Origin of the sequence: Leptospira sp. B5-022, assembly GCF_000347035.1 — a bacterium.
Lineage (GTDB): Bacteria > Spirochaetota > Leptospiria > Leptospirales > Leptospiraceae > Leptospira_B > Leptospira_B cinconiae.
In genome coordinates this window covers 238,809-257,827 of the sequence record NZ_ANIJ01000025.1, presented here as the reverse complement: position 1 = coordinate 257,827, position 19,019 = coordinate 238,809, and the positions used below count along the sequence as shown (strand labels likewise).

Here is a 19,019-nt window from a genome sequence, read left to right as displayed (position 1 = left end):
ATTCCAGTTCCAATTGCCCCCCAAGCATCCCCGCTTCCTTTAAAAAAGCCGCTCGCCATAAATTCAGGTTCTGAGTTTCTACGATTCATGGATTCTTTCTTCATTTCGGATTTTGCACTTCTATGAGGACTTCAGGGGATTCTTGTATATAGACAGCACGAGGGTAGGGGATTGGGAGTTGGGTCGTATTCATAACTCCCATACCTAATTCAGTTTTAATCGGAACTTCTTTTTGGACTCGGATGATTATTTTTGTTATCGTATCTTTCTTGATTATGATTTTGCTGCATTGATGCAGAAATTTCTTATCAATAGAGCAATTAGAGGTAGAATAATTTGATTCAATTGCTATCTTCTGCTCTTTTTTCAAATCAAGATAATAACCAAAAAGCGCACTGAACGGAAACGTTAAATCGTGGTCTTCTGCTGGAACGTCTAAAGCTTCAAGTCGAGCATAGTATTCACCAGTTGGGAGTTTTATTTCGTAAGGCAAACCTGTATAAAGGTTGCCTTCATGAGTTTGAATATTTTTTACTTTGTTTGCTGCGACTTCAACAATTTCCTTATCGAATAGGGCAAAATACCAAATGTAAATAGACTTTACTTTATTCCTTTCTTTATTTTCTAACGAAATTTCAAGTCTTCCGTGTTCCGAAGAGGAGTCCATTTTGGGGAGGCGATTGTATACAAGTGAAATTCTAGAAGAACAATCTGTAGTCCCGAGAAAGACTACCATAAATATATTAGCTAAAATTAAACTTTGTTTCGAATGAAATTTCATGTTAACTTCCAACTGTTTTACAAACCATAAAAGAATGAATTCAAAACTTCATTGAAACCGGTTCCGGCGTAAATTCCTGATCCAATTGCCCCCCAAGCATCCCCGCTTACTTTAAAAAAGCCGCTCGCCATAAATTCAGGTTCTGAGTTTCTACGATTCATGGATTCTTTTAAATTGTACCCACTAAAGTCCCAGTTGCTCCATGTAAAATTTACAAATCCTCCGAGAAGAGTTGTTGCCGCCCAATTTAATGCAGACTTGGTGGCAAATTCTCCGAACGTTCTTCCTAAAAACCTTCCAGCATTCATTCCACCGGAAATTGTTGCATCCATTCCGTAGCCGAATTTTCCTAACGATTGTTCAAAATATTCAAAATTGCTCGATTTGAATTCAGTGGAATTTGATAAACCTTTTGGCATAAACTCCAATCCGAGCTTCCCTGCTGCGAATGGTGTAATTGCAGATCCAATTCCTCCCCCAAGCTGTGCTCCTCGAATGGCTGTAGATTCATTCCAACGTCCTCCAGTTCCAGTATATCCCCCTACAATATATCCTGCAGAGGACCCAATAGCGTACCCAGCCGCAGACGCCCCTAGGTTGGCTGCAAAAGAAACGATTCCTGAAGTCCAACCTGAAGATAATCCAATCGAGGCGAGTCCATTTCCAAGCAATGAACCCCCTGTGACGACTCCTTCAGCTGTAACGACAGCAGGAGTTGCTGCTCCCCATGTCGCTACGATTAAAGCCACAGCCACAACCGCTGCAACTACCGTCTTAAATATCTGCGTGTCTCTCATTCTGCGGATCATTCTTTTTTCTTCTACTTTTTGATAGAAACCTGCAAGGATCTTCAGAACAGGATCATTGGATTGTTGCACGTAGTATTGGAATGCAAGTTGAGCACCTTTTGTGCTTCCGAAAATGGCAGCACATAGATCATTGAATGCGGCTACTATTGCGTTATGCCCGCCTGGATCTCGGAAGGAGATTGGGTTCCCGTTCACGTACATGTAACGGTTGAGTCCCATCGTTTCCGGATTCAGTTGACTATCCGCTTGTAAGAATCTTCCTGTTTCCGGATCGTAATATCTTGCGCCTGAGAAATAGAGACCCGTCTCTCGGTCCTCTAGTTGCCCCGCATATTTTCTAGCGGATATATCCGGTCCAGCCGAGTTCGCTCTATCAATTTCACCGTACGGTTTGTATTTAATATTACTTGTTCCAGGCATTTCCCCACCGCTCGCAGCAAGCCCTGCTCCGTCAGTGAGCATCGTTAAACTTCCCAATTGGTCCGCGTGATAGAAATACATGCCTGGTACAGGAACGTTTGTAAATCCTCCGGGTGCAGTCGGATTTGGCGAATTTACACTTGGTACATCAGCCGCAATTGCAGCGGCTCCCGCAACCCAAGGAGCTGTCCCTGATCCTCCGGTAGGTATAATTCCGCAACCGCTTTGGATGAGTATCGCAGTAACAAGGATTGGAGCGAATGGTAATGCCCAAGAGTTTTCCTCTCGTATGGATACTTTTTGGAAAATAGTAAATAAGGTCCAACCTAGGAGGATGATTCCTAGACTTCCCATACATACCTTTGTCCACATTTCAGGGGAGAATAAAACTGCAATGGTTTCCATCGTTCCAATCTTAAGTACAGCTCCTCCATTTTTCAAAAATGGGAGAATGGCGTATAACATGCCGGTGTCAGGTTCGCTTGCGGCTACAAGTACCGCATCCGTGCGAGTTAGCTGTGAAACAGTTTCTCCTTTCGCTCCATGTATATAAAGAGTATGTTTATCCGGTTGGCTTGGGACTCTCTGTAATTCATAGATCCCGAATACCGTATATATATCCACATTGTCGTTTTCGCTTCTTTTTTTAACACGAGCTCCCGTGAAGTCAGTATACATCTTATAATTCTGACCTCCATAGGTTTGTACCTCTTTTAAGGTTCCATACGCATCGTAGATAAGAGTATCCCCGTTTCTTGACACCATGTTTCCGTCCGTGTCGTAGGAGTACGTCATAGTTCCAAGTGAAGGGGAAGTGACCGAAGTGACTGCGTTTACATGGTTCGCATCGGAGTAAGATAATGTTTTATCCGCTTTTGCGGTCATGTTTCCGGAAGGATCGTAAGTATAATTTTCCGTTCCAAAACTTCCGGTAGCGGAAATAAGTCTGTGATTAGTATCGTATGTGAAATCTTGGGTTTCGGATGGGAAGGCCAAGTTTTCAATTTTTGTAATATTTCCGATATCGTCGTAGTTTACTTTAACGGATTGGCGAACTGTGCCGTTTTTTAGAGTAGTTTTATATCCCGAAGTTCTGAGATGGACAGGATCTACCGAAATTTCGGTGATTACTCCGTTTCCGGTCGTTCTTGTTACTACTAAATTTCCATCGGAACTGAACCCAGGTCCCACATAGGAAACTACCGGGTGATTTAAACTGCTCCAGTCCGGAACATCCATTGCCACTTGGGATAAATATCCACCGAGCTCATACTTATTCCGAACAATGGAACCATCCGGGTAACGAGTGGAAACAGGCCTGTGAAGATTATCATATTCTCTTTCTAATACGAAAGTAAGAGAGTCCACCGTCTTCGTGGTTCGTACGATATCACCCGATTCGGAATATTCGAATGCAGTACTTCCGGTAGGGTCGACTACATTGGAAAGTCTCCCGATTCCGTTTGTTCCCAAATCGTAAGTATAGCTGATATTTGTTCCGACTCCCCCGGTAACGGTTAAAAGTCGATTCAATGCATCGTAAGTACGATCTATATTTTTTCCAGAAGCTGTTCTAACTCTAGTAACATTTCCAACAGTATCATATTCATAATTCGTAGTGCCCGAATTTTGGTCCGTAAACGTTCTTCGTCTTCCGGAAGGATAGAAGGTAAGCGTGGATAGATTACCGGCCGGGTCCGTGATACGATTTTGTCTTCCTGCAGAATCGTAACCGTAACTTGTCAAAAGCCCGTTCGAATTCTTAGAAAGTATCCTCTTACTCGAATCAGTTACCACTGTGGCGGTGGAAACCTGCACTCCTGCGGCGGAGAACATAGTATTCGTAGTCGTTAGATTTCCATTACTCCCGTCAGGTACTGCGGTGATTTCGGAATAAGTACCCTCCGGATTCGTGATTTTGATCAAATTTCCGTTCGCGTCATACGTATATTCCGAGTAGATGGGACTAGTGAGACCTTGCAGATAGGGAGAAGATTTTCTTTTTACTGCACCATAAGCATCGTATTCCGTTAAACTTGCGAGAATTTTTCCTTGAGCTAGAGTCGTCTCTTCGCGTATTACTCTTCCCATAGAATCGAAATATTGTTTGGTCTGTACTTCTCCGTTCACACTGTCTTTTACGACTCGGGTCAAAGTAGGATTCAGTCCTCCGGTTCCTTCATATAAATATCTTTCTGTCCAATCTTCCGTCTCACCCGGTTGGATGATCTGAACCATCCTTCCAAAATCGTCGTATTCTCGGACTACTGATTGTCCATTCGGAGTTTTTTCCTCCAGGAGAAGTCCCTTCGGAATATCATAGACGTATTCGGTGACATGAAGAAGTGGATTTGTCGCTTTGATCAAATAACTATTGGAAGCAGTATCATACTCGTAAAAAGTACTTCGATTGAATCCGTCTCTGGTCTCTATTACATTTCCGTAAGTATCATAGAAATATGCGGCGTAGTTTGCTTCAGTAGTTCCCGGAAAGGTTTGGATTGAGCTTATATTCTTATTATCCACGTATGTGAGGGCCCGATCTTCCACTTTTACTCCGTTTACTCTTCTAGTGAAAACGATCTCCATTCCGAGATTCCAAAGAAGGTTATCGTTTAAGTATTGGATATCTTCTGTAAGAGTATAACCAGGCAATGTGGTAGTTCTTTGTCTTACGTTTCCATATGGATCGTATATAATGGATCCGGTAATAGTAAAATGAGGGCTTCCGTTTACGTACACGGTTGATACGGAATCCGTACATCTTCCGAAATTAGTAGAGAAGAAAGAAAGATTTGAAGTACAAGTATAAGTGGTATCTCTTACTGTTTGTCCTCTGGAAGATTCCACTGTTCTGGAAACAAGTCCATCCGTGTAAAAATCGACTCCTTGGAAATAAAAGTCTTCTTTTCCGTTGATAATTAGATTTCCAAGCTTATTTACTTGTTTTACGCTCGAATATCCAAGGTCACGTCTAACGTTTCTGGTTCCGTTGTAAAATCTGTGTTGGTTATAGGTAAACTCTGTACTGGATTGACTCGCATTAGGGAATGTCTGCAGCACTTTTGTTGTTACATATTTAGGTACGGGGAAGGCAATGGATGGGAAAACCGAACTAGCGATCTTCGTTTCCGGAAGTTTTGCTTCCCAATCGTATGTGATATCCACTCTAGTTCCCTTGGACGTGGAAATCGAAGCTAGGGTCCCCGCAGGAAGGGAGACGGGTGTATTTGTGAATGTAATATTTCCGGTTCCTGCGAACGGAACATTACTTCTGATATGTGTGAGGTTCGCCGGATATTCCAAGAGCGCTAAGGCAGATTCTATCGAGATCAAATCAGCTCTTGTGTCTCCGTTTAAATCCGCAGCTTGGTTCAGGAACGAAGAAGGAATTGGGGAAATATCTCCGTATTGTGCAAAGGAAAGTCCTCCCGTCCCATTCGGTTTAGAATAAGCTACACGAATATTAGAACCGTCGCACCAGATTGTGTCGTTTCTTCCGTCACCGTTATAATCAGCGAAGAAAATTCCCATTCTCCAAGAGTCGTAAGTAGACTGGCTAAGTGCCGGCCAATTCGCAGCGTTCGGATCCATAGAAGCATACGATTGTAATTTTCCCCAGTCTAGATCGTAAGCTACCGGTTCGGAAGGTCCTGTGGAATATTTGATCATTAGGGTAATATCCGTAATAGCGTCTCCATCTACGAATACTCGCACCCAAAGTGTATCATTCGCACCATCCTTATCTATATCTCTAAGGATCGACTCGGCATCATATTGACCCACTCCTTGCATCGGTATGGGATTCCCCTCCGCATCAGTGGGCGGATCCGGATTTTCAAGAGAAAGGAAAAGATCGATATCATAGGAAGAAGCATTATCATGAAATAATAATTCTAATCGACCTCCTGAAAGATACAGAACGTCTCCCGGACCCACATCCCTGCGTAAGTCCAATTCGTAAGGATCTGCAACTACTGCCGATTTAAATTTATTTGTATCTTCTTTGTATCTTAGATCATATAGCGGAAAGACCTGCGGATTTCCGAATTCTTTACTATCAAAATAATAAGTTTTTAATGTTCCCTTTGTGGAGGTATTAATATCTCCCAGAGGAAGAACAACGGCTAAATCCTGGAGGCCGTCGGAATTCAGATCGGAGAAGTAGAAATTATCGAACTTACCTTCCGTTCCTAAGGTAAGGCTACCGTTATACAATACGGTTTGGTTTTCTCCGAATAATGTATATACCATCCTTCGTGCAGTATCGTTATCTATCCGATCATAGGTTATAAAATCAGGGATCCCGTTTCCGTCCAAATCTACAAACATCTGGTTAGTGACTCCGTAATCCGTAATCCCCGTAATTGCTCTTCCTCCGTCAAAACCGGTTCCAGTAGAATAATAAACATAAGTTTTTGAATCGGCAGGATTGTATTGGATAAAATCGGTACGACCATCCCCGTTCAGATCCGCAAGATGATTGTAGGTTCTTCTGTCCGGAGATAGATATTTAATAATCGCTCCTCCTCCTGCAGGTTTTGGATTGGTGGAGGTTACGTTTGTTTCTTGTACGCTAAATCCTGTACCTGTGGACAAATATACTTTTAGTTTAGATCCATAGTCTTCGATAAATACGATATCCGCCATTCCATTGCCGTCTACATCTGCTGGGAAGGCCTGGGTCCCATCCGTAAATCGGAATGGCGTGGTTTTTAAAATTGTATGTTCGGCAGTATCTAAACTGGTAATTCCTGAGCTGTCTTTTTTCCCAAAATTTACCTGTAGGGCTGCAGTACGGTATTCTAACATCGTATTATCTATTGCAATCCCACCTATACCTATGTAAGGTCTTTCAAAATCTTCCGTTACGATCCGGATATAGTCCAGGACCTTATCTCCATTCACATCTCCGAAAAATCCTATATTAGAGGAAATTCCATCTGCACAATCGTTTCCAAGCTGTATATGCCCTAACGCACACATGATCGCGGCGACAGGATTAGCTCCAAACATTGTCATTGCGCAGGTGGTAAAATGTGAAAGACAGGCACCTAAATCGGAATATTTTAATTTTGCATTGATTGGGATAGCGCTTGATCTTTGTACAACGGCAGGGGTTTGGGAGAGATCCAGAGTTCCCATATTATACGTCAATGTAAGTGGGGCGAATTTATCTCGTTCTATACTAGTTAAAATCCTACGATTGCTCGCATCCGTTCCATAACTAAACTCCCAAGAATCCGTTTCCGAACTTTGGAATCTTGTTATTATCTCATCTAAAAGCCTTGTTTGGGTTACACTAGATCCTCCAATCCAGGATCGTACCCAGTCTGCACGAGCTATCCATACAAATTCGATTTCGGAAGCGCCTCCATTATACCTTATGTATTGAGGATAAAGTACTCCGTCCGTTTGGGATTGGGGATGATATAAGATTTCGATCGTATTTCCATTTTTATCTACGATCCTGTTGAGGCCCCATACATTTGCCTGGTTGGACGCGTTCACAACTCTAGAATTATAGGCGGAAGTTCCGTTAAGTTCTCCGTAATAACTGGTAGTACCGTTCCCTTCTTTGACGGACCAGGAGCATACATCACCACATCCTGCAATGGGTGTGTATTTTCTAAATGTTTCTCTTTTAGCGTGATAGCCCCCGCCTTGTGATACGGTTAATGCCTCTAATTCTCCATCTTCTGTGGAAATAAAATGATCCGCAGAGGTATAGGTAAAGGATCCAAAGGTAGAATCCCTTTTGATCTGCCCGAATCCGCCTAAACTCCAACCCATTCCTAAAAATCCATTGCCCATTTGAGAATCATAAGAGAGTGAAATAGAAGGTACAAATTTTGCCGGTCCGGGTGGAACAGGGATCCCGATAGAAGTCACCGCCCTTCCATCCGGGGCAACCTGGACTTCCGGCAAAGGAAATGGAACCCCGGATTCTTTCGGAGCACTCCAAAAAGCGCCTAACGCGAGCATACAAGCTAGAACTAATCCGAAATAGGATTTACCTTTTGAATGAATGAAAGGAAAATATCCCTTTTTTTTAAAAGAGAACAAAGATTTTGGCATAGCTAGAGCTGAGATGATTCGCATATTAGTACCTCGATTCGTATTTTAGGTAGGTTTAGTCTTCAATGAGGAGGCCGAAAGACCCCCCATTTCCCGGAGGTCGGTAAATGATAAAGCAGCGATAATTATAATTGAACATTGATGCAAGTGAACTATTTTGATTAAATCCAGAGTAAGGGAATCCTTGGTTCTCAAAAAACTCTTTCTGGAACATCAGCTCATAAGTCGTTACAGGTCTTGATTGATAGGCCACATAAACTTGTATCGGTGCTGCGTAAGTTTGGATGGTAAGGCTAAGTCCCCCCCCTATTTGATTCGGGACCATCATCCCTTTTACAATGAAAAAGTAATAGGTTCCAGGGACAGGATTGTCTACTCGAGTTTCCACATTTGGGACAAGTGTGGGAGTATTGTTCGGATCGCTGCAGCCGGTAGCTGGAACGGAAGGATAAGAAGCCGCTGCAATTCTTGGAAGAATAGCTCCCAGAAATGTAGGATCGATGGGAGTATCTTCCTTTTCACCAGGACAGGCGATAAAGAAGAATGATATCAGGGTGATACTTAGGGTTATCTTTTTCATATCTTACCTTATTTAAATTAGCTTTATTTTATGCTTATATTCGACTAACACAGTGGTAAAGACAAAAAAAAGTCAAAAAATTATAATAAGGCAATATAAATTTATAAATTATGTTCTTTTTTATTTTTTGCGGAAAATTCATTCCGTAAGATGTTGGAATGAAACAATATCCCAATTGAGATAAATTTGAAAATTTATCTGAAATCTCTCGTTGTAACGGCCGTTATACTGTTATTTTGGAAATGAAAGTTTGCCGGAATCCTATTATCTTGTTAATGAATAGGACAGATAGTATATTCTAAATCTTTAATCTAACAAAACTATCTCTACCGGAAAGATCCTTTTTGAGATCTGCCTCGGAGTAGCCGAGAGATAATGCAGTATCTTTCAGCCAGTTTGAATAGCGCGGATGTGTTTCCAGATACAATCTGCCTTGCGGTTTAAGTTTGGACTTTGCTTCCGTTAAAATTTTTGTATGGAATCCTTGGAAATCGGATACGAATAGAGCAAGGTGCGGCTCATACTCTGCGACATCCGGCATGATGTTGGGTTTATCGGCTTCAGGTATATACGGCGGGTTGGAAACGATCAGATCGAATTTGGCCTCGTTTGGGATAGGGGAGAACAGATCTCCATGATAAAGTTCGAAACTTCTTTCCGTATTTAATATTTCTTGAATATTCTTTTTGTTGATCTCTAATGCGGATTCGGAAGAGTCCGTGAAAGATACGTTCCATTCTTTTCTGGCCTTGGCTAGGCTGATCCCGATACATCCGCTACCCGAACAAAGGTCCAGTACATCTAAACTGTCTTCCTTATTCGGATATTCTTCTAATACCCAGGCGACTAATTCTTCCGTTTCAGGCCTTGGGATCAAAACAGACTCGTTTACATGGAATTCTGAATCGAAGAATGCCTTCCTTCCTATGATATAAGCCGTGGGTTTGAATTTGGATCTTTGGACAATCCTTTCTCTATATTCGTCTTTTTCGGATAAGGAAAGCGGTCTTTCGAAATCCACATAAAGTTTGACCCTTTGGATCTTAAGCAGGTCGGCGAGCAATATTTCCGCGTCCAATCTTGCGGAAGGTATGTTTTTCTTTTTTAAGAATTCTTCCGATTTCTTGAGTAGATTCAAAACGTTGTCTTGGGATTCTGCCATGATTTGATGGTGGCCCCGAGAGGATTCGAACCTCCGACCAAAAGTTTAGGAAACTTCTGCTCTGTCCACCTGAGCTACGGGACCTTTATCTTTAGAACGCGGGTATTCGGTTAAGAAGGTTTGCGCTTCTGGGAGACTATTCTCTGGAAGTCGTTAATATTGTGAATTACGATTTTGTCGGAGTAGATCTCGATTTTGCCGCTTTTCGCGAATTGGTTCACTACTTTCTGGACTTCTCCCACCGGTTGGGCGCACCAATCTGCCACGTCCTCTACCGTAACATTGAGAACGACTTCTTTGAATTCAGTATGTGTATGCATCTTTTCATACAACATCAAGAAAACGTCGGCAACTTTTCCGATAATATCGTCCAGCAATAGGATGAGCAATCTTCGTTTTGCGTCGTAAATTCTCACGGAAAAGATTGTGAGGATTTTAAGTGCAAGAGTCGGGTTCTTAGTCATCAATAGTTCGAAGTTCGCTCTATTGAAATTAAGAACTCTCACTTCGGAAATCGCGATTGCGGTCGCACTTCTGGGTTGTTCTTCTAAGATCGCCATCTCTCCGAAGATATCTCCTTGTTCCAAGATATCTAAGGTTTTGATGGAATTTCCAACGGTTTTAGTGATCTTTACTTTCCCAGCTTGGATCAGAAAAAAATCGTTTCCCGGTTCGTTTTCGCAGAATATGATCTGGTTCGGTTCGAAAGTTTTTCCGAACTTTGAGAACATCGACTCGAGCATTAAATCCATTTAGGCGCTCAGCTCCTTGGCTTTTTGGCGAGCCTTCTGCGAAAGACTATCTCTTTCCGGAGGAAGTAATGCTACCTTGCCGAATAACATTCCTGCTCTCTGGCGGTCCCCCTGTTGTTCAGCGATCTCTGCCAAATGAAATAAAGACTCTTTTACCGATTCCCCGGATGGATGTTTTTTGATATAAGCGGAGAAAGTATTGCTAGCAGTATCCAAACTATTCAGCTTTAAGAAGCAAACCCCCATTTGGAAAAGTGCATTATCTACGAGTTTCTTTTCGCTATCGTACTTAAAATCCGTGCGGACCATTAGGTCCTTGAATATACCGGCTGCCTCTTCGAATTTTCCTACGTTTAGGAAAGTATGAGCACGGTTATAAAGAGAAGTGATCGTATTATCCGTGCCGGCACCCAGATTCGTTTTTTCCGCTGCAGGCTTCATGATATTTTGCAGATTTTCTTGGGACATCGGCGCCCTGGTGGAAGCAGCATCGTAAACTAACGGAGGCATATTGATAGGGTAGGGTGTTCCCTTTCTTGCCAGATCTTGCAGCTCTGTGGCTCTTCCCGCATACGGCCCACTCGGGTAATGTTCTAGATATTTTGCGAATCCATAAGCAGCGTGTTCGAAGTTATTATTTTTATAAAATACTTCGGCTACGTTCATAAGCTCGAATGCAGGATTTCTTGCTTCTGCCTGACCTAAGATCTCCCTTAATTTTTTGTGAACCAGTCGCAATTGGCTGGAGAAAACCTTCATCATCTTTAGGATCAGATGGGTTTTTTCGGCTACGAATGTTTCAAAGTCTGAAAGTTTGAAAACTAGGACAGTGGCTCCGCCCACTACCTGAGCGGTTTCTTCCCTGGGGTATTTTCCAAGTGCGGATTTAACTCCGAAAAACTCTCCCAGTCGTACGTCTTCTTTGACCTCGTAACCGGAATCGATTGCGGTGTACGTGAGAACGACACGACCTTGTCTGAGGACGTAAATATCCTCCGATCGATCTTTCTCGAAGTAAATAATGGAGCCGCCTTTATAAGTTCGGATTATGGGCCCAGCCAAGACCGTTACCTTCTTCTCTAAATCTTACCCGACAGGAAAAAATGCCAAATCCTTTTTGTAACCAAGGGCCCGGGTGACCGATTCTAGCAACCCTAGGGGGTCTCCTGCAAGGTATTTATCGGTTCCGGCGATCTTAATTTCGCGCCCTGTCACGCCAGTTTCTTCAAAAAAATCTTTCAAAGAAAGGTCGCCATAGGAAGGTTTCCCATCTTTCACTACCAAACGTACGGTATTAAGATCCGCTGTGCAAAGAGTTTGGTATGCGTCTTCTTTTTCGGAAGAAAGGACTAAAAGATCCGCTTTTTTTCCGACTTCCAATTTCCCCAGATCGTTCTCTACTCGAAGAGCCTTTGCCGGATTTTCAGTGACCATCTTAAAAACAATTTTAGGATCCAATTCTTTTCCGGATTCTTTGGCAAAAAATTCCCTTGCGGATCTGATTTCTTGGAAAATATTTATGGACCCGGACATTGGAGAATCCGTGCCTAAACTTACATTGATCCCGGCCTCCAGGATTTCCCGGATAGGTGCGGTTTTTCCGAACATAAATAAATTGGATTCAGGGCACCAAACCAAGTTTGCCTTTGTTTTGGAAACTAATTTGATATCTTCCGGATCGAATGCGATCCCATGAACAAGTACAGTATTTTCTCCCAAACAGCCGAGAGAGTTCAATTCTTTCAGAGCGTTTTTGGATTCTTCGTCGAATCCTTCCGAGATATGGGTTACAAAGGGAAGATTCCCTTCCTTTGCCCTTGCGTATTCTATCTGAGGACCGTCCCCCCAGCCGAGAGAATAAGAACAAATACTATGAGCCAGAGTAAATCTTTCTAAAATACGGACCGGAGATTTTTCCAAAAAAGGTTTTTGGACAAAATGGGGAATATGATCCAAAACGGAAGTCACCCCGCTGATCAGATTTTTATAAGAACCTAATAGATAAAGTTGTTCAGGTTCTAATTGTTGCCTCTCCGCGTAAACAACGGAAGATTTCAGATCGTTGTCCCAGGGAAGCCAATTCAAATAAGGGCGGTTGGTCCCGACTTTAGGAAGATAAGTGCCAAGAAGATGATCGTGAGCATTGATCAGTCCGGGATAAACAAAATTGCCTCTTAAGTTGATGCGGATGGGTAAAATGTCCTTCGGTACTCCGGCGGAGATAGAAGAGATCCGTCCGTCATTAATGCGGATGGTAGCATTCTCGAGCACTCCTTGTGGAGTAACGGCTTTAGAATTTACGATTTCCCATTCCATTTAATTGCAAAAACCTAATATACTTAATTGCCGAAGATCAGTGATTTAAAAGTGGGATTGGATCCACAGCCTTGGTTCCTTGGTTGATCTGAAAGTAAAGTCCTTTACCTTCCTCCAATTCTCCTAAGGAATCTCCGAGTTTTACCGTTTCCCCTTCTTTGACTGAAACGGATCTCAGATTTGCATATACGCTGGAATATCCGCCTTTATGCTCTAAAATAATATATTTCCTATAACCGTCCATTTGGTCCAGTACAACTACCTTACCGGACCGGATCGGATGTACATCCTTATGTCTGCTTGCCTTAAATAGAACTCCTTTGTTCGGATAATAAGTTAGATTGGAATAAGGAAGTGAAACAGGGGGAAGCACTTTTAGAGGGGCATGGAACTTAGGGGTTCCGGAAGAAGGTACGTTCTCCGGTAGTTGTTTTTCGACCCGAGAAGAATAAGATAGGTTTTGAGGGATTTTCAATTTTTCTCCCGCTTTCAGACCTTCGTTCTCTTTTTTACCGTTCCATTCTAATAACATTCTCCAATCCAATTTATACTTTTGGGAAATGGAAAATGCTGTTTCCTTCGGTTGGACAGTATGGACCTTTATGGGAGTTCCTGCGGGATCGATTTGGAAAGGAAAAGAAATGAGTATCATTCCGAAACATATCAGACGAATGAAATATGGCTCCCGCATACTCTAAATTATCGGCAATTCTTTCACCTCCAAAAAGAAAAGGGAGCCGGATCGGCTCCCTTTTTTCCAAAAAGAAGGATGTTCTAAGAAGATCAATCTTCGTCTTTGGAGTTCGGTTTGTACTTTTTCATCAATTCTTCCGCTACGTTTCTTGGAACAGGAGCATAACGAGAGAATTCCATAGAGAACTCCGCCTTTCCTTGGGTGGAAGAACGGATCACAGTAGAATACCCGAACATGTCGGAAAGAGGAACTTCCGCTTCCACTTTGCAGTATCCGTCTTGCTCGGTGGTGTTTAGGATCATTCCTCGTCTTTGGTTCAAGGAAGCCAGGATTGGACCTTGGAATTCCGCAGGACCGTCTACTTCTACTCTCATGATCGGTTCCAGAATTTGAGGATTTGCTTTGCTGAATCCTTGGCGGAATGCATAACGCCCTGCGATCTGGAATGCCATATCGGAAGAGTCCACGTCATGGTAAGAACCGTCGTTGATGGTCAGTTTTACCCCGATGATAGGGAATCCGATCAGACTTCCGCGATCCAAACAACTTCTGAATCCTTTATCTACGGAAGAGATAAATTCGCGAGGAATTGCTCCTCCCACGACACTGTTTACGAATTCGTAATTTTTATCTTCTTCCAATGGGATAGGCTCGATGAATCCGGCAACACGACCGAACTGACCTTGACCACCCGTTTGTTTTTTGTGAGTATAATCGAAGTCTGCGCGGCTTGTGATCGTTTCACGATACGCAACCTGAGGAGCGCCTGTGATCAGTTCTACTCCGTACTCCCTTTTCATCCTTTCAATATACACTTCGAGGTGAAGTTCTCCCATCCCTTTGATGATGGTTTGTCCGGATTCTTGGTCTACGTGAGTTTGGAACGTAGGATCTTCCTTGGTAAAGCGGTTCAAAGCTTTTGCCAGGTTGTTCAAGTGTTTAGATTCTTTAGCCTCGATTGTAAGAGAGATTACCGGAGCTGGAACGAACATGGATTCCATAGAAACGTTCATCTTTCCGTCGGTAAAAGTATCCCCGGAAGCACAATCGATACCGAATAATGCGATGATATCTCCAGCTTCTGCATAGTCGATATCTTCCATCTCGTCGGAGTGCATACGGCATAGACGACCAACGTTATGCTTTTTGTTGTTCGACATATTATAGATGGTCATACCTTTTTGGATCTTTCCTTGGTAGACGCGAACATAGGTCAACTGGCCGTAACGTCCGTCCTCGAGTTTGAATGCGAGGCAAACGAGTGGTTTGTCTTTGTCAGACGGTAGAACTACTTTTTCAGATTCGTTTTTAACGTCCAAAGCGGAGTTAACAACGTCCACAGGTGAAGCTAGGTAATCCAAAACACCATCCAGAAGTTTTTGAACTCCTTTGTTCTTGAAAGCGGAACCCATGAAAACTGGGGTCAGTTTTAAAGAAATTGCACCGTTGCGGATCGCAGTTTTGATTTGCTCTACTGTAGGCTCTCCTTCCAGCATAGCTTCGGTCAATTCGTCGGAGAACATAGAAGCCGCGTCTAAGAGTTCTTCTCTTTTTTTCTGAGCAAGTTCTTGTAATTCGGCAGGAATTTCCTTTTCGATGATTTCCATTCCGTCTTTTCCTTCAAAATAAACGGCTTTCATGGTAACGAGGTCAACGATACCCGCTAAGTCTCCTTCGAGACCGATAGGAATTTGGACTGGAACTGCGTTATGTTTTAATTTTTCACGTAATTGGTCGATCACACGGAAAGGGTTTGCACCTGTACGGTCCAGCTTATTGATGAAAGCTACACGAGGAACATTATAACGGCGCATCTGTCTGTCCACAGTGATGGACTGGGATTGAACACCGGAAACTCCGCAAAGAACTAGAATAGCGGAATCTAGAACCCGTAGGGAACGCTCTACCTCAACGGTAAAGTCCACGTGGCCCGGAGTATCGATGATATTGATCGTATGGCCTTTCCACTGGCAGTAGGTAGCAGCGGATTGGATAGTAATCCCTCTCTCGCGCTCCAATTCCATACTGTCCATTTTCGCACCGACTCCATCTTTACCACGAACTTCGTGGATGGCATGGATACGGTTAGTATAGAATAGAATCCTCTCGGTCAGAGTGGTTTTCCCTGAATCGATATGGGCGGAAATACCGATATTCCTAGTTTTTAGGAGTTTTTCGGTGGGTTTGAAGTCCGCAACTGCAGTGCTCATTAGAGTCCTCTTTAAAAGTTCACACGTAGGTTTCCTTTACACCCTCTTTGTAGGGCAGAATATAAACTTTCCGTGGATACTAATCTGACTGGGTTCCCTAGGTAAAGGAACCCTAATTCTTACCAATTTTCTGAAAGGGGGGCGTTTGTAAAGATCGTTTCCATTAACAGATTTTCGATACCGGCTTGTATAAGCTTTTCTTAGATCAAATATAAATTACAATTTTATCCCGATTTCAGAACCGATCCGGGTTCTCTTCAAAGATCAGGAAATTCATTGCCCGGGTTTGCCAGGGTCAAAATAGTTTCTGGAAGGGGAGTTTTTCCCTTTTACATGGGCTCATTTAAGTTCCTAAAACGAAACGTAAACCGAATCGCCAGAGCGTTTTTGCTATTATCCGTAGCAAGGATCCTATGTCTCGCGTTTGCAGGAGCGATCTTGGTTGGGTCCTTTATGATCTATGCTTCGGAAGAAGGTAGGATCTCCTACGCTGATTCATTCTACATGGCTGCGTCGGCAATATGTGTGACCGGATTGACCACCGTCGCCATTAGCGAGTTAGCATTCTCAACTCAAGTTATCATCATGTTCTTATTCCAGATCGGCGGATTGGGGATTATCACCTTTACGGTCCTTGTTGGTATCTTAGTAGTTCGAGGACTTTCCAGAAGTACTCGGATCGCATCATTCGTTTTCGAAGCGATAGATTCCCACGAATCTGCAGATGGGAAAAGTAAGAACGCTCCATATGTTCGGAGGATCTTATTATCCATTTTGAATATATCCGTTTCTATCGAATTGATGGGTGCGTTCTTATTGTATTGGGTTATGCCGGAAGATCTAAGCGGATTACCCGGCGAACCGAACCGCATTTTTTTAAGTTTATTCACCTCCGTTTCCGCTTTCAATAACGCTGGATTTTCCATAGTAGACGATCTCACCTTCTTATCCAAAGAGCCAATTTCTCTTTTGGTCGTGGAAAGTTTGGTGGTTATGGGAGGGATCGGCTTTCCTGTAATTTTATTCTTGGAAAAAACGTTACTCGAAGCATTCCGGAACGTAATGCATAGGATAGAAGTGGTCATGGAAACCTATCTTATGTCCAAGGCGTTGGAAGAAGGGAAAGAACCTTCCTGGATCTATCTTGTCTTGATCCGTATGTCATTCTGGGCGGAGGAAAGATTAGCTCTTTATAGAAAAGCACTCAAAGGAGAAGCTAACAGGATCCAGATGAAACTTTTACTTTATGGAACTATAATATTAGTCCATGTAGGGGGCATCGGGATACTTATGGGAGAATGGGATAATCCCGAGACGATAGGAAAATTTAACTTCGTAGATAAACTATTCAACTCGTTCTTCCTTTCCGTATCATCCAGGACGGCAGGATTTAACACATTCGATATTTCGGAGATGAGAAGTCCGACTTATGTTCTTCTTTGTTCTTTAATGTTTGTGGGAGGTGGTCCTCAAGGAGCAGCTGGAGGTATCAAGATCACAACCTTTGTTATTCTCTTGATGTATTTGAGAAATGTGATCAATCCTCAAGCAAGAGTGACAATTATGGGAGAAGAAGTTTCTAAAAATTCGATCGCAATCTCTACGCGGATCTATTTTTTAGCAACGATATCCATCGTATTCTTTATGTTGGTGATCACTATCGCAAACGGACATAGACATGGAATAGAAGATATATTTTTCGAGGTCATGTCCGCTTTCGGTACTGTTGGATTAACAAAAGGATTAACACCTTATATCACCGGAGTGGAAAAGTTTTTGTATCCTTGCATTATGTATGTGGGAAGAGTCGGGGTATTTACTCTTCTTATTGCGTTTACCGGGCATTCCGGATTGGGGACATTGGGTGCCCAAGACGATGGAGTCAAGATCCAAGTAGGATAAAAATCTTACTTAAGAAAGTTGGTGAGCTTCCGCCAGTTTAAAATAATAGATATAACGATCCATTTTTAGATCATGAACCACCGAAATGAGTTCGAAACCAATTGCTCCTAACGGATCGAACGCATCTTGTGTCAAAGGATCTTTACTTTCCACGATCTTGTATGTGATTTTCCTGTGCTGCATAGTGGAAATTTAATAAGCTAACAATGAATAATCGTAAAGCTTAAAATTAAAAAGTGAGTTTCCGATTTTAGTCCTTTTAGACTAGTTTTTTGTTTTTGTCTCTTGTGGATCCTCCGCCCAAAACCTGAGAAATCTCCTCCCATTTTGGAGCCAAAATTCCCTTGCAAGCCTTCTATTTAGGATCAATCTGGCCTCTAAAGCGAACTGATTTCTGGAGAGAGAATGTTATTTTCCTATATAAAACTTTTAAGACCCCACCAATGGATTAAAAATATCATCCTATTTGCTGGGATCATATTCGGGAAAAAATTAGGAGACCTGGAATCGGTAGAAAGGGCGATTTTTGCGTTTTTTCTCTTTTCGCTTACCGCAAGTTGCCAATACGTTCTCAATGATTTTCTGGATCGAAAGGAAGACGCACTTCATCCCGAAAAAAAACATAGACCCTTGGCCTCGGGAGCTATCTCTCCTACTATAGCACTTTTACTGACAGCGGTTTTACTTTCTGTCACTCTAGTCCTATCTTTCAAATTACAGACGGAGTTCTTCTATTGGGTAGCCGGTTACCTGATCTTTAATATAGTTTATAGCCGTTTCTTAAAACATATGGTTATTCTAGATGTAATGAGTATCTCTTTCGGGTTCGTAGTGAGAGCGATCGCAGGCTCCATCGTCGTAGGAGTGAGTTTCTCTTCTTGGCTTCTTCTCTGCACGTTCATGTTGGCCCTGTATTGGGGATTCGGAAAAAGAAGGGGGGAACTTATCATCCTAGAAGAAGGAGCCAAAGGCCACAGAAAAATCCTGGAGGAATACTCGGTTAATTTTTTGGATTTGATGATGGGAATCGTTGCCACAATGACTTTGGTAACCTACGTTATGTATGTTACAAGCCCTCATACGATTGAAAATCTAGGTACGGATAAAATGGTGTATACGATCCCGATCGTAGTTTATGCGATCTTTAGATCCTTATACATTATCTACATTAAAAACATGGGCCATAATCCTACTAAGGCTATTTTGACCGACTGGGGTGTCCTTGTGGCGGGATTTTTTTGGCTTTTGCTCGTCGTTTGGATCATGTATTCGGGTTCCGGACAAACTCTGCCTTTTCACTTATAATCTAGGTCTA

The 19,019-nt window shown here is 42.5% G+C and carries 12 protein-coding genes and 1 tRNA gene; 2 read left to right on the top strand and 11 right to left on the bottom strand.

What is annotated here, in order from left to right:
* Positions 1 to 100: 100 nt before the first annotated feature.
* The 10 genes from LEP1GSC192_RS13505 to fusA all read right to left on the bottom strand — a co-directional run bounded on the left by LEP1GSC192_RS13505 (position 101) and on the right by fusA (position 15,802).
* Positions 101 to 781 (bottom strand): hypothetical protein, encoded by a 681-nt coding sequence (locus tag LEP1GSC192_RS13505; RefSeq protein WP_020770325.1) that lies wholly within the window; start codon positions 779 to 781, stop codon positions 101 to 103.
* Positions 782 to 798: 17 nt separating this feature from the next.
* Positions 799 to 8,112, bottom strand: coding sequence for an RHS repeat-associated core domain-containing protein (locus tag LEP1GSC192_RS13500; RefSeq protein WP_081603603.1), 7,314 nt, complete (start codon positions 8,110 to 8,112; stop codon positions 799 to 801).
* Positions 8,113 to 8,143: 31 nt separating this feature from the next.
* On the bottom strand, positions 8,144 to 8,668 hold the full coding sequence (locus LEP1GSC192_RS13495) for a hypothetical protein (protein ID WP_020770422.1): 525 nt from the start codon (positions 8,666 to 8,668) through the stop codon (positions 8,144 to 8,146).
* A 298-nt stretch (positions 8,669 to 8,966) separates the two neighbouring features.
* Entirely contained in the window at positions 8,967 to 9,830 is an 864-nt protein-coding gene (prmC, locus tag LEP1GSC192_RS13490) for a peptide chain release factor N(5)-glutamine methyltransferase (RefSeq protein WP_020770493.1), read from the bottom strand.
* A gap of 7 nt (positions 9,831 to 9,837) precedes the next feature.
* Positions 9,838 to 9,914, bottom strand: a tRNA-Arg gene (locus LEP1GSC192_RS13485).
* A gap of 26 nt (positions 9,915 to 9,940) precedes the next feature.
* Entirely contained in the window at positions 9,941 to 10,582 is a 642-nt protein-coding gene (locus tag LEP1GSC192_RS13480; protein ID WP_020770317.1) for a Crp/Fnr family transcriptional regulator, read from the bottom strand.
* Positions 10,583 to 11,644 (bottom strand): tetratricopeptide repeat protein, encoded by a 1,062-nt coding sequence (locus tag LEP1GSC192_RS13475; RefSeq protein WP_020770381.1) that lies wholly within the window; start codon positions 11,642 to 11,644, stop codon positions 10,583 to 10,585. It lies immediately after the preceding gene.
* Between the two features lie 24 nt (positions 11,645 to 11,668).
* Complete coding sequence (locus LEP1GSC192_RS13470; RefSeq protein WP_020770524.1) at positions 11,669 to 12,898, bottom strand: amidohydrolase family protein; 1,230 nt, start codon at positions 12,896 to 12,898, stop codon at positions 11,669 to 11,671.
* 37 nt (positions 12,899 to 12,935) lie between these two features.
* Positions 12,936 to 13,550 (bottom strand): LysM peptidoglycan-binding domain-containing M23 family metallopeptidase, encoded by a 615-nt coding sequence (locus LEP1GSC192_RS13465; protein WP_036090114.1) that lies wholly within the window; start codon positions 13,548 to 13,550, stop codon positions 12,936 to 12,938.
* Between the two features lie 131 nt (positions 13,551 to 13,681).
* Positions 13,682 to 15,802 carry an elongation factor G gene (gene fusA / locus LEP1GSC192_RS13460; protein WP_020770327.1) on the bottom strand — a complete coding sequence of 707 codons (2,121 nt, stop codon included), beginning with the start codon at positions 15,800 to 15,802 and terminating at the stop codon, positions 13,682 to 13,684.
* A 333-nt stretch (positions 15,803 to 16,135) separates the two neighbouring features.
* Here fusA and LEP1GSC192_RS13455 point away from each other — a divergent pair, with 333 nt between their 5' ends.
* Complete coding sequence (locus tag LEP1GSC192_RS13455; RefSeq protein WP_036090172.1) at positions 16,136 to 17,704, top strand: TrkH family potassium uptake protein; 1,569 nt, start codon at positions 16,136 to 16,138, stop codon at positions 17,702 to 17,704.
* 9 nt (positions 17,705 to 17,713) lie between these two features.
* Here the strand turns inward: LEP1GSC192_RS13455 and LEP1GSC192_RS19805 are convergent, their stop codons facing one another.
* Entirely contained in the window at positions 17,714 to 17,887 is a 174-nt protein-coding gene (locus LEP1GSC192_RS19805; RefSeq protein WP_157186907.1) for a hypothetical protein, read from the bottom strand.
* A gap of 222 nt (positions 17,888 to 18,109) precedes the next feature.
* On the opposite strand from LEP1GSC192_RS19805, the gene LEP1GSC192_RS13450 reads away from it, so the two are divergent.
* Positions 18,110 to 19,009 (top strand): decaprenyl-phosphate phosphoribosyltransferase, encoded by a 900-nt coding sequence (locus LEP1GSC192_RS13450; RefSeq protein ID WP_020770334.1) that lies wholly within the window; start codon positions 18,110 to 18,112, stop codon positions 19,007 to 19,009.
* The last annotated feature ends 10 nt before the right edge of the window (positions 19,010 to 19,019 follow it).